The organism is Pantoea sp. E2023-21 (assembly GCF_051302795.1).
Lineage (GTDB): Bacteria > Pseudomonadota > Gammaproteobacteria > Enterobacterales > Enterobacteriaceae > Pantoea > Pantoea ludwigii_A.
In genome coordinates this window covers 410597-423461 of sequence record NZ_CP195345.1, presented here as the reverse complement: position 1 = coordinate 423461, position 12865 = coordinate 410597, and the positions used below count along the sequence as shown (strand labels likewise).

Below are 12865 nucleotides of genomic sequence, written 5' to 3'. Positions count from 1 at the left end.
CAATGAGTAACCAACAACGTTTAACCGTGGTGCCGGCGCGATATCCGGCACGTACCGTCGGCGCGATTGTCGCGCTGTTTATTCTGGCCAGCGTGATTGATTCTGTGGCCTTCAATCCGCGCTGGGAATGGGGCGTGTTCGCCAAATGGTTTTTTGATCCGGTGATCCTCAGCGGTTTAGGGCAAACGCTGCTGCTGACGCTGTTCGGCACTATCCTCAGCCTGATCTTCGGCGGTCTGTTGGCGCTGGCGCGGCTTTCGTCATCGTGGCTGCTCAGTACGCTGGCATTCGGTTATATCTGGCTGTTCCGCTCGCTGCCGCTGATTGTGGTGCTGATCATCCTCTACAACTTTTCTTATCTTTACGACACGCTGTCGCTCGGCATTCCGTTTACCGCGCTGTCATGGGGCCATTTCCAGACCATTAACGTACTCGGCCAGTTCCCTGCGGCGGTGATTGGTTTGACGCTGGTGCAGAGCGCCTACAGCGCCGAAATCATTCGCGGCGGCTTTTTGGGTGTCGATCACGGCCAGTTTGAAGCGGCTTCGGCGCTGGGATTATCCTCCACGCGTCGCACCTTCCGCATCATTCTGCCGCAGGCGCTGCGCGCGATAATGCCAACCACCTTTAATGAAATTATCAGCCTCGCCAAAGGTACCTCGATGGTGTACGTGCTGGCGATGCCGGAACTGTTTTACACCATCCAGATGATCTACAACCGCACGCAGCAGGTGATTCCACTGCTGATGGTGGGCGCGGCCTGGTATCTGATTATCACCACCGTGCTGTCCCTGCTGCAGCACAGCGTTGAGCGCTGGCTGGCGCGCAGCGTCACCCGTGAACCGCAGCCATCGCGCTGGCGTCAATGGCGCAACCGCAGCGCCAAACCTGTCACCGAGGAGCTTTCCCATGTCCGAAGCCATTGATTACCGCAAGAATCTGCATACTGCTGGCGCCATTAGCATCACCGGCGTGAGCAAGTCGTTCGGCAAACTGAAAGCGCTGGATGAGGTGTCGCTGGAGCTTGAACCGGGATCGGTGACGGTGATCCTCGGGCCTTCCGGGTCGGGCAAATCGACGCTGCTGCGCACCATTAATCATCTCGAACGTGTCGATGAAGGCTATATCCAGATCGATGGCGATTACATCGGCTATCAGCGTCGCGGCGACAAGCTGTATGAGCTGAAAGAGAAGGCGATTCTGCGTCAGCGCATCAATGTCGGCTACGTGTTTCAGAACTTCAATCTGTTCCCGCATCTAACGGTGCTGGAGAACCTGATTGAAGCACCGATTGCGCATCGCCAACTGTCACGCCGAGCAGCGATTGATCGCGCCGGTGAACTGTTGGATGTGGTGGGCCTGCGCCATAAAGCCGATGCCTGGCCGCGCCATTTGTCGGGCGGCCAGCAGCAGCGTATCGCGATTGCGCGTGCCCTGATGCTCAATCCACGCGTGATGCTGTTTGATGAACCGACGTCAGCGCTCGATCCTGAGTTGGTGGGCGAAGTCCTGGATGTGATCAAAAAACTGGCGCGTTCAGGCACTACGCTGGTGATTGTGACGCACGAAGTCGGTTTTGCGCGTGAAGTCGCGGACAACGTGGTGTTTATGGTCGATGGCCGCATTGTGGAGCAGGGCAGCAGCACTCAGGTGCTTAATCAACCGCGCCACGAGCGCACTAAACGTTTTCTGGCGCGGGTACTTTAATGGAACGAGTGATGATTACAGCGTTACTGGCAGTGATGTTAACCGCGCCAGCCATTGCAGCAGAAACGCTGGATGCTAAAAATAACGAAACGCCGATTAATATTGCGGCGAATCCACAGGCTATCGCTAAAATTCCGCCGGGTTTTCATTTCGTTAATCCCGGCTATTTAACCGTTGCCACCACGTCGATGAATTCGCCGCCGATTGGTTTGTGGGCATCAGATAATAAAACGTTGATTGGCAGCGATCCGGATATTGCGCGTTTGCTGGCAGATAGCCTTGGCCTGAAATTAAAACTGGTGCCGGCGGCCTGGGAAGATTGGCCGCTGGGTATCACCGCCGGGCGCTATGACGTGGCGATGTTTAATATTGCCGTCACCGAAGAGCGGAAGAAAAAGTTCGATTTCGCCACCTATCGCGCCGATAACCATGCGTTTGCAGTGAAAACTAACAGTGCGATTACCGCGATTAAAGGGCGGGAAGACGTGGCGGGCAAACGCATTATTGTCGGTTCCGGCACCAATCAGGAAAGGATTTTGCTCAGCTGGGATGAGAAAAATCGCGCGCAAGGTTTAGCGCCGGTGCAACCGATTTATCTCAACGATGATGCTGCGGCCACGTTGGCGCTGCTTTCTGGGCGTGCCGACGCATCGTTTGGCCCGCAGGCGATGGCGGCATGGAAAGTCGCTTCGCGCGGGCAAACCAAAATTGTCGGCCACGGCCCATTCCGCGCGTGGGTGGCGGTGACCACCAAAAAAGGCAACGGATTGGATGTGGCGCTGCAGCAGGCGATCAATGGGGCGATCGCGAGCGGCGAGTACAAACAGGTGTTGGCGCGTTGGGGTGAACAGGAAGAGGCGGTTGAAACCTCGCAGGTGAATCCACCGGGAATTGTTTATCAGTAATTGTTTAAAGGGGATTGGTTTGATAGTTAAGAGATAACAATTCCCATTACCGAGCGCACACATTGTAGCGGCGCAATGTAGTGCGCGATAAATCGCGCCGCTACGGTATATGCGTAGATTATATTTTCGCTTTTTTAATCCATACCAATGCATCAGGGGCTGGCAGCGGGCGGGCGAAATGGTAGCCCTGAAACAGATGACAACCTTTATCACGCAGGTAAGTGAAATACTCTTCACTTTCGATGCCTTCGGCGAGGACGGTTATGCCCATTTCGCGCGATAACTCGATGGTTTTTTGTACCACAATGGCCGATGACTCATTTTTGAAAATTTGCAGGGTGAGTGATTTATCGATTTTAATATCATCAATGGCAAAATCACTGATCGATTTAAGCGACGAATAGCCAACGCCAAAATCATCAATCGCCCACTTAACACCTAATTGGCTAAAGTGATTGATCACCTCACCAATACGCTTTTGATCGTAGATAAAGGTGGTTTCAGTGATCTCGAATTTCAGTCGTTCCGGGCGGATTTTATAGTGCGAGAGCGTCAGTAAGGTTTCCTGAGTAAAATCACGGTGCATCAATTGTAGCGGACTGATGTTAACGGAAAACACCAAATCACCGAGGTACTGCGTACGATCCCATTCAGCGATTTGTTGTAAGGTGCGCTCCATCACCCATTTCCCAATTTCAATAATCAAGCCGCTTTTTTCTGCCACGGGAATAAACACTTCGGGTGAGATATAACCTTTCGCAGGATGTTTCCAACGCAGCAGAGCTTCAAACCCGATGAGATTTTTATCGCTATCAACCTGTGGTTGGTAATAGAGTTCCAGCGCGTTTTTTTCAATGGCCTGTGAGAGTTCACGCTTAATCAAATCGGTTTCAGAATAGTTGCCGCGCAGCGTGAAGGCGGTTAACAGTAACGCGATCATCGGTACCGCACAGTTAACGATATAGAATCCAGACTCTTGCGGAATATTGAATTGAAAATGCTTAACTTGCCATGTCAAACCGGTTGAGATAAAAAACAGATAAACGACCAGACAGATTATCGGAAATATTTTACTTAAGTAGGGTGATTGCTGCCGCAATACCAATACTGAACCAACGGTTAATGCCACCAGATAATTGTACTCTGAATGCTTTTCAATGGCATGACCGTTGTCCAGCAGAAACAACAATATAATGATCAGTAACAAAGCGTGGACGATGATATAGAGGTGCTTAGACAGTTTGTCACTAAAAGCCACAGCAGCAATATAAAACCCTAATGATAGGCTGATGCAATATAATCCCGCGACGCCATTCCGGCCACTGGAGACATTGATTATCACCATATAGAGACCTGCTAAAATGCTGGAGAATCCAGCAATTAACAAGGTTAAACGTAATTTCTTCTCTGGATTATCCCCCTTCATTGCGAAGGGTAGATCCTTTACCATAGAATATCGTGAATTAAAATAAGAGTTCATCTGTAGTTCTCATTTCTTTACTTTCATATTAATCACATTTCTTTTCATCGCTATTCTAGAGTTAAGCGAGGCGAGTGTCATAAATTTTTTTCGTATTATACTTTTATTACCATCAGAGATTGTTCCTATCCAGTTATCTCTCCACGCGTTAGAATGAAATCGAAATGGAAAGTCTCAAACAGCACGTAAATTCACTCTTAACTTAGTGATTGCAATGAAAATACGTTTCCTATCTGCAAATGAGCTAAAGCTGGCCGAGGTCCGTACCATCCTTGGGCCAGTGGGTGTCGAAGTACTCCCTATCGCGCGCCGTATCGAAGAGATTCAGACTGAAAATGAGGTTGAGCTGGTGCGCGACAAGCTCACCAAAGCGTTCTCGATTATCGGTCGTCCACTGTTTGTTGAACATACCGGGCTCTATCTGGATGGCTTGAACGGCTTACCCGCCGGGCTCACGCGCATCTTCTGGAGCCGTCTGAACGCCGAGCGATTTACCAAGCTGGTTAACGGTCTGGATAGCCCCTGCGTTACGGCGAAAACGGTATTAGGTTATTGTGACGGGCAAAAGATGTATCAGTTTGAAGGTGAACTGCGCGGCACCATCGCCACTGAGCCTGCTGGCCCACGCGAATTTCAGTGGGACTGCGTATTTATCCCGGAAGGGCACACGCAAACTTTCGCCGAAATGGGCGAACTAAAAAATGAGATTTCTATGCGCCGTTTGGCGTTGGATCGCTTTGCTACCTTTTTGAAAACGTCGCGAGGACTGGCATGAAACCGGAGCTTAAACGCGCCTACGACGCCGGTAAACTGATCTTGTTTGCGGGGGCGGGCATTTCACGCAATCTTGGCCTGCCTGAGTGGCATGAGCTGATTGCTCATCTGGCCAAAGAACTCGGCTACGACCCGAAAATCTTCAATACCTACGGTACGCATTTGTCGCTGGCGGAATATTACAAACAGCGTAAAGGCTCGCTGGGGCCGCTGCGCAGTTGGATGGATCGCGAATGGCATCGTCCGGATATTGATGTGCGCAGTTCTGAAATCCACACCATGATTACGCAAGGTAACTTCTCTCGCATCTACACCACCAATTACGATCGCTGGCTGGAGATGGCGCACGAGGCGCACAATGTACCTTACAGCAAGGTGGCAAATGCGGCAGATTTGGTGTCTCTGACCGAAGATAAGCGGCATATCATCAAGCTTCATGGTGATTTCGACGACGATACCTCAATCGTGCTCGATGAGAGCAGCTACTTTGAGCGCCTCTATTTTGATTCGCCGCTTGATATCAAACTCACGCACGACGTGATGGGCAATTCGGTGTTATTCGTCGGCTATAGCATCAGCGATTTCAATATTCGTCTGTTATTCTACCGCCTGACAAAAATGTGGGGCCGCACTGGGCTGGCTACCGCACGTCCCAAATCTTATCTGTTCACTAACCGCAATAATCCGGTGGCGAAAGAGGTGCTGGGACAGTGGGGCATTGAGATGATCGTCTCGGAAGAGGACGATCCGCGTAAAGCCCTGGCGCTGTTCCTGGAAGAATTACTCGCTTAACAGCAGAAAGTCATTGCCTGGAAAAGTTTGATCAGAATATACTGTATATAAATACAGTTAACCGAGGTGCATCATGGCAGTCGAAACCAAATATGTTGTAGTCAGAAAGGGTGAAGAAAAGATGACGTTTGCCAATAAAAAAGACGCGGATGCCTGGGACAAAATGCTCGATATGGCAGACGCCTTCACCGATTGGTTGCAGCAACATCAGCCAGAACTGGGTGAAGCGCAGGCTGAAGCATTGGGTCTGTTGTTGGCTGAACAGAAAGATGCGGTGCAGCATATTTTGCGCACCAGTAAACGCCCTGACGTGGTCAAGCGTGACGTAGCGGACGCTGAGGAACCTGCTGAAGCCTCTACAGCATCGGATGCTGAAACAGAAGCTGCGGCGCCGGAAAAGAAAGTGCGCGCGGTTAAAGCGGCCTAATTGGGCTGGGTCGCCATGATTGGCCTCATCACTTTGCACATACCGTAGCGGCGCAATTTATTGCGCGATAAATCGCGCCGCTCCGGTATATGCGGTGATTAAATTTAATGTCAAAGTGCGCCGTTTTGTAATCGGCCCCTTCAGCATTTAATCTGGTAGCGCGTACTGCGTCCGCCGCCGGGTAATTTCTGCAGACAACCTTTCGCCAGCAGTTCGGTCAGATGCCGTGTGGCCGTGGCTTTACTCACTTTCGCCACCTTCTGATACTGACCTGCGCTGATGCCTTCGCTAAAACCGTGTTCACCGCCATCCAGCAAGCGATTCAGCACGCGGGTTTGCTCCGCGCTAAGCTCAGCAGCGTTATGCATCAGCCAGAAACGCGCTTTATCTTGCGTGCGCGTAACGGTTTTCAACGCGTGTTCCAGGCTGTCATTCATCACATCGCAAAACCACAGCAGCCAATCTGTGACGTCCATTGCACCGCGCTGCGTCTCCTGCAGGATGCGGTAATAATCCGCACGTCGCGCCAGGATCGATGCCGACATGGCATACAAACGGATGCTTTGGCTATCAGCCTGTGCTAACGCCAAATCGGTTAGTGCGCGGGTGATGCGCCCATTTCCATCCTCAAACGGGTGCAGCGTGACGAACCACAGATGGCAAAGCGCGGCGCGCAATAGCGGATCGAGCAGCGGATCCTCGCGACTGTGATTAAACCAGGCAACAAATTCATCAAGTTGGGCTTTCAGACCGGCACGCGGCGGCGCTTCAAAATGCACCGTTGGTCGATCGATACGCCCCGAAACCACCTGCATCGGCTCATCACCACGCAACGTTCCTACATTCAATCGCTTGATCGTCCACTCACATTCCGGGAATAACCAGCGATGCCACTGATACAATCGCGCCAGGGTAAGGGTTTCATCGCGTTGTGTGATGGCATCCATCATCATGGTAGCCAGCCCTTCTGAACGTTCTGAAACCGGATAAGGTTGATCGAGCGAAACGCCCAAACGCCGTGCGAGAGAAGATCTTACCGATTGCGCATTGATGCGTTCATCCTCGATCGCTGAGGATGAAAGGATGTTGCTCAGCAGCGTATCCAGCGTTTGTTGTTCGCTATTCTCCTGCACGCTGGCACGCCCCAGCAAAACGCCACGTTGTTGCTGCAACTGACGCAGGCGCGGCAATATTTTGTCGTCCTGCCAGTGGAACTGCGGCCATTCTGGCCGTTGCCAAATCCACATAGGTTTTCTCCGCTAGCGAATGAGCTAAATAGCGAGATTATTCGGCTCGATATGTGAGCTGAATAATAGCCCTTATTCGGCTCAACGACCAGCCTCAGTCGAAAGAACCGCCCAATCGTCTGGTTTCCGATCGATTCATAGCCATCAAGTTCCCACTCTGCGCGCCGATAGAGTGTTCAAAGGGATGTACGCGCACAGGGAGTGGTTGTGAATACCGATAAGTGTCAACTCCAGGAGCGCCATAATGGCCAAACACGCATCACTTAAGAAAACCATGAGCACCCGCACGCAGATGCTGCTGACGGGCGCCTTAACCATTACGCTCGGCTTTGCCGTGACCATCGGCGTCCTTAGCTGGCAATCCAGTAACGAACAAAAGTCGTTGGCCGAAAACTATTTGCAGCAGATTGCGCAAAGCCAGGCGCTGCAAATTCAGCATCAACTTAGCTACGCGCGTGATGTGGCGCACAACCTCGGTCACAGCCTGATTGCACTGCCCGCGGCGGGCATTCAGGACCGCAAAGTCGCGGACAAGCTGATGGAATCGGCGCTGCGTGATAATCCGGATTATCTGTCGATATCCGTCATCTTCGAAGAGAACGCCTTCGATGGACGCGACGCGGAGTTCGCTACCCAGCCCAATGCAGCGCCGAAAGGTCGCTACGCTTTCTTCGTCGATCGCGATCAGGCCGGCAGTTTCAACATGCATCCGCTGACCTCAATCTTTACGCCGGGTCAGGGCGATTACTATCTGCTGCCGCAAAAAAGCCAGAAAGACACGCTGATTGAGCCGTACAGCTACGCCTATAACGGCGTGCCAACACTGCTGACCTCAGTGGCGGCACCGATTGTCAGCCAGGGCAAACTGTGGGGCGTGGTCACATCCGATATTTCGCTGGCTTCACTGCAGGAGAAGGTGAATAAAATCAAACCCTGGGAAGGCAGCGGCTATGCGATGTTGCTCTCCAGCGCCGGCAATGTGGTGTCATATCCGGATAAAAGCCAGACCAGCAAAGCGTGGAAGGGGGATACGCACAACTTCAGCCATAGCGTAACGGAACAACACGATGCGCTGCTCGGTGAAGATGCACTGGTGACATGGCAGCCGGTGGTGATTGGTAACAGCGATCAAAAATGGTATCTCGGCGTGGTTGCGCCAGTGAGCCAGGTAATGGCCGCCGCACATCGCCAGCTGATTAACGCGGTAATCCTGATGGTCATCAGCATTCTGGTGGTGTGTACGCTGCTTGGCATGCTGTTCAGCCGCAAAGTCTTGAAACCGATTGGTGGCGAACCGCTGGAAGCCGCAACCATCGCGCTGGCGGTGGCCGACGGCAAACTGGATAACGTCATTACGCTGAAGGGGCGCGATAACAGCAGCTTGTTCTTTGCGCTGCATACCATGCAAAACCAGCTGCGTGATATCGTGGGACAGATCCAGGATGCCAGCTCGTCGGTACGTCAGGGCGCGGGTGAAATCGCCAGCGGCAACCTGAATCTGGCTTCACGCACTGAACAACAAGCTGCCGCACTGGAGCAAACGGCTGCCAGCATGGAGCAGATCACCGCCACGGTGAAACATAATGCCACCAACGCCCATCAGGCGACGACACTCACCGACAACGCCACGCACATTGCCAGCCGCGGTGAAACGCTGGTGGGCGAGGTGGTGCAGACCATGGCACAGATCGATGACAGTGCGAAGAAAATTGGCGACATCACCGCCATCATCAACAGCATTGCCTTCCAAACCAATATTCTGGCGCTTAATGCCGCAGTCGAAGCGGCACGCGCCGGTGAGCAAGGGCGCGGCTTCGCCGTGGTGGCTTCGGAAGTGCGTAATCTGGCCCAGCGCAGCGCCAATGCAGTGAAAGATATCGGCGCGCTGATTGAGGAATCAACGCAGCGCGTCGGCAGCGGCGTGCAGTTGGTGCAGGATGCGGGCCGAACCATGCAGGAGATGACGCAGGCGGTGAATTCGGTGCGCACCATTATTGGTGAAATCGTCATTGCATCCGATGAGCAGGCGCGCGGCATTAGTCAGGTGACTATCGCGGTGAACGAGATGGACAGCACCACGCAGCAGAACGCCGCGCTGGTGCAGGAGATGTCTGCCGCCGCCAGTTCGCTGGAAGATCAGGCCTCACAGCTGGCGAACACCGTTGGGCGTTTCCAACTGAGCTAATCGATCAATGGCCACGGATCAGCTATGAACGCGCTGAACGTGGCACACCTCTCTTTGCTGAATAACGGCTGCCGATCCACCAAATGATCAGCGCCGCTAGCGCGATCGCGCCCAGCACCGCAAACGCACTTTGATAGGAGTAGGCTGCGGCAATGTTTCCCGCTAACGCAGGACTCATTGCCGCGCCGACGCCCTGCATCAGCATAATAAAACCCTGACCGGCATTCGTATGGCCGCTGCCCTGAAGAACTTTCACGATATAACCGGGCACCGCCACGCCCAGCAGACCCGCCGCCAGGCCATCAAGCACTTGTACCGGAATCATGAAATAAGCGCCGTCAAAGGCTGAGGCGATCACCGCGCGAACCGGCAGCACCAGCAGCGCGGCGGTAATCAGTGCCGGATAGCCGAAGCGCGCTGCACGGCGTGCGGCATACAGCGCCACGGGGATCATTACGCATTGTGAAATAACCACGGTGGCGGCAGCGTAAAGCCCCGGACTGATGGCACCGTTATGTGCCGCCGCAACACGCAGGCTCAGCATGGGTAACAGCGCAGCATTGCCCAGATGAAAGAGCAATAACGTTACCCCCGCGACGATGATCGCAGGTTCGCGGGCAATCTGGTAAAGACGCGGAACGTTACCGGCCGATTCCGGCCCAGAAAGCCCGCGCGCCGCGAGATTGTCGATATCGTTATGGTGAATAGCCAATACGGCTGCACCCGCGCAAAGCGCCATCGTGGTCATCAATACAAACACCGCACCCGTTCCCCAATACCACACTGAAGCGCCAGCAATGATCGCGGCCGTCATATTTCCACCGTGATTGAAGGCTTCATTTCTCCCCATTTGATGACCAAACCCTTGAGGTCCTGCTAAGCCGAGGGTGATCCCGGTCAATACTGGCGCGATGAGGGCGGCTGAAAGGCCGGTCACAATCTGCGATAAAACGACGATCCAACTCTGTTGGAAATACCAAAGCAGCAAGGTGGAAAGCGTGATCAGGATTGAACCGATGATCAGTAGCGATCGTTTATGACGCGTGGCGTCCGTGGCTAAACCCGCCGGTAAGGTGGCAACAAGCCCCGCCAGGCCACCCGCGGTCATGACCCAACCAATATCTCCGGCATTCCAGTGCCGTTCCGTCAGAAATATGCCCAGAAAAGGCCCGAGACCATCTCGTACGTCAGCCATAAAAAAGTTAACCAGACACAAAGCCTGAAGCGAACGCAGTGGCATAGCAATCCTCAATGATTAAGTGAAGCGCGCGGAACGGGACGACGATAATCATGGCAGGAAAACGTCGGTTTGCCTGTTGTGACGCGCAGTAAACCTTGTTAATCATTGTGACGGGTGCCAAAACGCTGGCGGTACTGTCCGGGCGTGACGCCGGTGAGTTTGCGGAAAATTTTGCGAAAGGCGGAAGGATCGCTGTAGCCGATTTCCCACGCGATGTGATCGACAGAACGACTGCTCAACTCCAGCGCATCGCGGGCTTTCATGATGCGTACCTGCTGCAGGTAATCTGTTGGCCGCAAGCCGGTGGCTTTCTGGAAATGGCGCAGAAAAGTACGTGGTGTCATGTTCGCCAGCGCCGACATGGTGTCAATGCTGTGCTGTTCAGCAACATGGGCATGAAGATGATGCTGCGCGCGCAGTATCTGGGCGTCGCCATGATCGAAATTGGGGATAAACGCGGAGTAGGTGCTTTGCTCGCGTCGCGGCGGATCGATCAGCAAAAAGCGCGAGGTCGCCAGCATGGTGCCGGTACCCAGAACCTTTTCAATCAGCGTTAACCCCAAATCGGTCCACGCCAGAATCCCTCCGGCGGTAATTATATCGCCATCGTCGATCACCATATTGTCCACCGCTACCTCGACCGCAGGAAAACGTTCCGACAGCGTCTGCGCAAACGCCCAGTGCGTCGTGGCGCGACGGTGATCGATCAGGCCGGTTTCTGCCAGTACAAAGGCACCGGCGCAGACCGAACAGAGCGTGACGCCTTGATCATAAAGTTCGCTCATCCAATGGGCGGGCACCTTCATCGGCACCATTTTCGCCGGCACCACTAGACTTGGCGGCGCAATCACGTAGCTTAATCGATGTGGCGTAGCGGGATGGCTATCCCAGACGCAGGTCATTTTTTCGCTGTGGGGATCGATCTGCCAATGCGATACCCGAATGGCCCGCTTGCGCTCCTCTCCGGAAATATTCTCCGCCCATTCAGCGGCAATACGGAACATATCGGTTAAGCCATAGATCGCCGCGAGCTGGCAATCGGGATAGATCACTAAGCCAATCTCCGCCACAACGTTATTTTTTGCAGTTTCCATGAATTGTCACTTACGGCCCTTAATGTGTCATATATGACAATGTTAGCGGCTGTCGCTTTCCCTGACAATAAGCCCATCGAACATAAACCATCCCATTCAGAGGACACACATATGAGCAACGGCATCATCACTACACAAGACGGTACCCGGATTTTCTACAAAGACTGGGGTCCAAAAAACGCCCAACCGATCGTGTTTCACCACGGCTGGCCATTAAGCGCCGATGACTGGGACAACCAAATGTTGTTCTTCCTGGCGGAAGGTTACCGCGTTATCGCTCATGACCGTCGTGGACATGGTCGTTCAGATCAAACCGATAGCGGCAACGATATGACCACTTACGCCGCCGATGTGGCAGAACTCGCTAAAGCGTTGGATCTGCGCAACGCTATCCATATCGGCCACTCAACCGGCGGCGGTGAAGTGGCGCGTTATGTGGCGCAGGCTGAGCAAGGCCGGGTGGCGAAAGCAGTATTAATGGGCGCAGTACCACCCATCATGCTGCAAACCGCCGCGAATCCGGAAGGTTTACCAAAATCGGTATTTGACGGCTTCCGTTCTGCACTGGCAGCCAACCGCGCGCAGCTCTTTATCGATGTGCCAGCGGGCCCGTTTTATGGATTTAACCGTCCCGGTGCAAAAGTCAGCCAGGGTTTGATCGATAACTGGTGGCGTCAGGGCATGGCGGGCGGGGCTAAAGCGCAATACGACTGTATTACTGCCTTCTCTGAAACCGACTTTACCGACGATTTAACCGCGATTACGGTACCGGTGTTGGTGCTGCACGGGGAAGACGATCAGGTGGTTCCGATTGATGACTCGGCACATAAGGCGATCAAACTGCTGAAACATGGCACCCTGAAAACCTATCCTGGCTTGTCGCACGGTATGTTCGCCACCCATCCTGAGCAAATTAACCCTGATCTGCTGGCGTTTGCGAAATCCTGAATAGCAGCTTGATGAGCCGGACATGCTGTCCGGCTTTTTAACGTTGTGGCTGGTTTCGGCCGCTGG

Annotated in this window: 12 protein-coding genes; 8 read left to right on the top strand and 4 right to left on the bottom strand. The window is 53.4% G+C overall.

Features of this window, described 5'->3' with window-relative positions:
* Nucleotides 1-2: 2 nt before the first annotated feature.
* The 3 genes from ACRQ84_RS20990 to ACRQ84_RS20980 are packed head-to-tail and all read left to right on the top strand — an operon-like array spanning nucleotide 3 to nucleotide 2612.
* Nucleotides 3-926, top strand: coding sequence for an amino acid ABC transporter permease (locus ACRQ84_RS20990; RefSeq protein ID WP_483817967.1), 924 nt, complete (start codon nucleotides 3-5; stop codon nucleotides 924-926).
* Nucleotides 910-1707, top strand: a complete 798-nt coding sequence (locus tag ACRQ84_RS20985; RefSeq protein WP_483817966.1) for an amino acid ABC transporter ATP-binding protein — start codon at nucleotides 910-912, stop codon at nucleotides 1705-1707. Before ACRQ84_RS20990 ends, ACRQ84_RS20985 begins: the two co-directional genes overlap by 17 nt.
* Nucleotides 1708-1742: 35 nt before the next feature.
* Nucleotides 1743-2612, top strand: coding sequence for an ABC transporter substrate-binding protein (locus tag ACRQ84_RS20980; protein ID WP_483818517.1), 870 nt, complete (start codon nucleotides 1743-1745; stop codon nucleotides 2610-2612).
* A gap of 118 nt (nucleotides 2613-2730) precedes the next feature.
* Here ACRQ84_RS20980 and ACRQ84_RS20975 read toward each other — a convergent pair whose 3' ends face one another.
* Nucleotides 2731-4092: a putative bifunctional diguanylate cyclase/phosphodiesterase gene (locus tag ACRQ84_RS20975; RefSeq protein ID WP_483817965.1), complete on the bottom strand. Its 1362-nt coding sequence runs from the start codon at nucleotides 4090-4092 to the stop codon at nucleotides 2731-2733.
* A gap of 214 nt (nucleotides 4093-4306) precedes the next feature.
* On the opposite strand from ACRQ84_RS20975, the gene ACRQ84_RS20970 reads away from it, so the two are divergent.
* The 3 genes from ACRQ84_RS20970 (at nucleotide 4307) to ACRQ84_RS20960 (ending at nucleotide 6085) form a co-directional block, all read left to right on the top strand.
* Nucleotides 4307-4867, top strand: a complete 561-nt coding sequence (locus tag ACRQ84_RS20970) for a non-canonical purine NTP pyrophosphatase (protein WP_064740127.1) — start codon at nucleotides 4307-4309, stop codon at nucleotides 4865-4867.
* Nucleotides 4864-5658 carry an SIR2 family protein gene (locus ACRQ84_RS20965; protein WP_008108794.1) on the top strand — a complete coding sequence of 265 codons (795 nt, stop codon included), beginning with the start codon at nucleotides 4864-4866 and terminating at the stop codon, nucleotides 5656-5658. The genes ACRQ84_RS20970 and ACRQ84_RS20965 overlap by 4 nt, the downstream gene beginning before the upstream one ends.
* 73 nt (nucleotides 5659-5731) lie before the next feature.
* A complete protein-coding gene (locus tag ACRQ84_RS20960) occupies nucleotides 5732-6085 on the top strand; it encodes a YebG family protein (RefSeq protein WP_064740126.1) in 354 nt (117 codons plus the stop codon).
* Between the two features lie 140 nt (nucleotides 6086-6225).
* On the opposite strand, the gene ACRQ84_RS20955 is transcribed toward ACRQ84_RS20960, so the two are convergent.
* Nucleotides 6226-7332 carry a Fic family protein gene (locus tag ACRQ84_RS20955; RefSeq protein WP_483817964.1) on the bottom strand — a complete coding sequence of 369 codons (1107 nt, stop codon included), beginning with the start codon at nucleotides 7330-7332 and terminating at the stop codon, nucleotides 6226-6228.
* Nucleotides 7333-7576: 244 nt separating this feature from the next.
* Here ACRQ84_RS20955 and ACRQ84_RS20950 point away from each other — a divergent pair, with 244 nt between their 5' ends.
* Complete coding sequence (locus ACRQ84_RS20950) at nucleotides 7577-9517, top strand: methyl-accepting chemotaxis protein (RefSeq protein ID WP_483817963.1); 1941 nt, start codon at nucleotides 7577-7579, stop codon at nucleotides 9515-9517.
* Between the two features lie 22 nt (nucleotides 9518-9539).
* Here ACRQ84_RS20950 and ACRQ84_RS20945 read toward each other — a convergent pair whose 3' ends face one another.
* Both ACRQ84_RS20945 and ACRQ84_RS20940 read right to left on the bottom strand, forming a co-directional pair.
* A complete protein-coding gene (locus ACRQ84_RS20945) occupies nucleotides 9540-10757 on the bottom strand; it encodes an MFS transporter (RefSeq protein ID WP_483818496.1) in 1218 nt (405 codons plus the stop codon).
* 98 nt (nucleotides 10758-10855) lie between these two features.
* The gene (locus ACRQ84_RS20940) at nucleotides 10856-11851 is read right to left on the bottom strand and encodes a GlxA family transcriptional regulator (protein ID WP_483818495.1); all 996 of its coding nucleotides are present in this window, start codon (nucleotides 11849-11851) and stop codon (nucleotides 10856-10858) included.
* A gap of 111 nt (nucleotides 11852-11962) precedes the next feature.
* Between ACRQ84_RS20940 and ACRQ84_RS20935 the strand changes: the two genes are divergently transcribed.
* Nucleotides 11963-12799 (top strand): alpha/beta fold hydrolase, encoded by an 837-nt coding sequence (locus tag ACRQ84_RS20935; RefSeq protein WP_483818494.1) that lies wholly within the window; start codon nucleotides 11963-11965, stop codon nucleotides 12797-12799.
* Nucleotides 12800-12865: the final 66 nt, after the last annotated feature.

Bases quoted from the DNA above. Each gene is read 5' to 3' on its own strand.
- ACRQ84_RS20990 (WP_483817967.1), top strand. From the start codon at position 3: ATGAGTAACCAACAACGTTTAACCGTGGTGCCGGCGCGATATCCGGCA.
- ACRQ84_RS20985 (WP_483817966.1), top strand. From the start codon at position 910: ATGTCCGAAGCCATTGATTACCGCAAGAATCTGCATACTGCTGGCGCC.
- ACRQ84_RS20980 (WP_483818517.1), top strand. From the start codon at position 1,743: ATGTTAACCGCGCCAGCCATTGCAGCAGAAACGCTGGATGCTAAAAAT.
- ACRQ84_RS20975 (WP_483817965.1), bottom strand. From the start codon at position 4,092: ATGAACTCTTATTTTAATTCACGATATTCTATGGTAAAGGATCTACCC.
- ACRQ84_RS20970 (WP_064740127.1), top strand. From the start codon at position 4,307: ATGAAAATACGTTTCCTATCTGCAAATGAGCTAAAGCTGGCCGAGGTC.
- ACRQ84_RS20965 (WP_008108794.1), top strand. From the start codon at position 4,864: ATGAAACCGGAGCTTAAACGCGCCTACGACGCCGGTAAACTGATCTTG.
- ACRQ84_RS20960 (WP_064740126.1), top strand. From the start codon at position 5,732: ATGGCAGTCGAAACCAAATATGTTGTAGTCAGAAAGGGTGAAGAAAAG.
- ACRQ84_RS20955 (WP_483817964.1), bottom strand. From the start codon at position 7,332: ATGTGGATTTGGCAACGGCCAGAATGGCCGCAGTTCCACTGGCAGGAC.
- ACRQ84_RS20950 (WP_483817963.1), top strand. From the start codon at position 7,577: ATGGCCAAACACGCATCACTTAAGAAAACCATGAGCACCCGCACGCAG.
- ACRQ84_RS20945 (WP_483818496.1), bottom strand. From the start codon at position 10,757: ATGCCACTGCGTTCGCTTCAGGCTTTGTGTCTGGTTAACTTTTTTATG.
- ACRQ84_RS20940 (WP_483818495.1), bottom strand. From the start codon at position 11,851: ATGGAAACTGCAAAAAATAACGTTGTGGCGGAGATTGGCTTAGTGATC.
- ACRQ84_RS20935 (WP_483818494.1), top strand. From the start codon at position 11,963: ATGAGCAACGGCATCATCACTACACAAGACGGTACCCGGATTTTCTAC.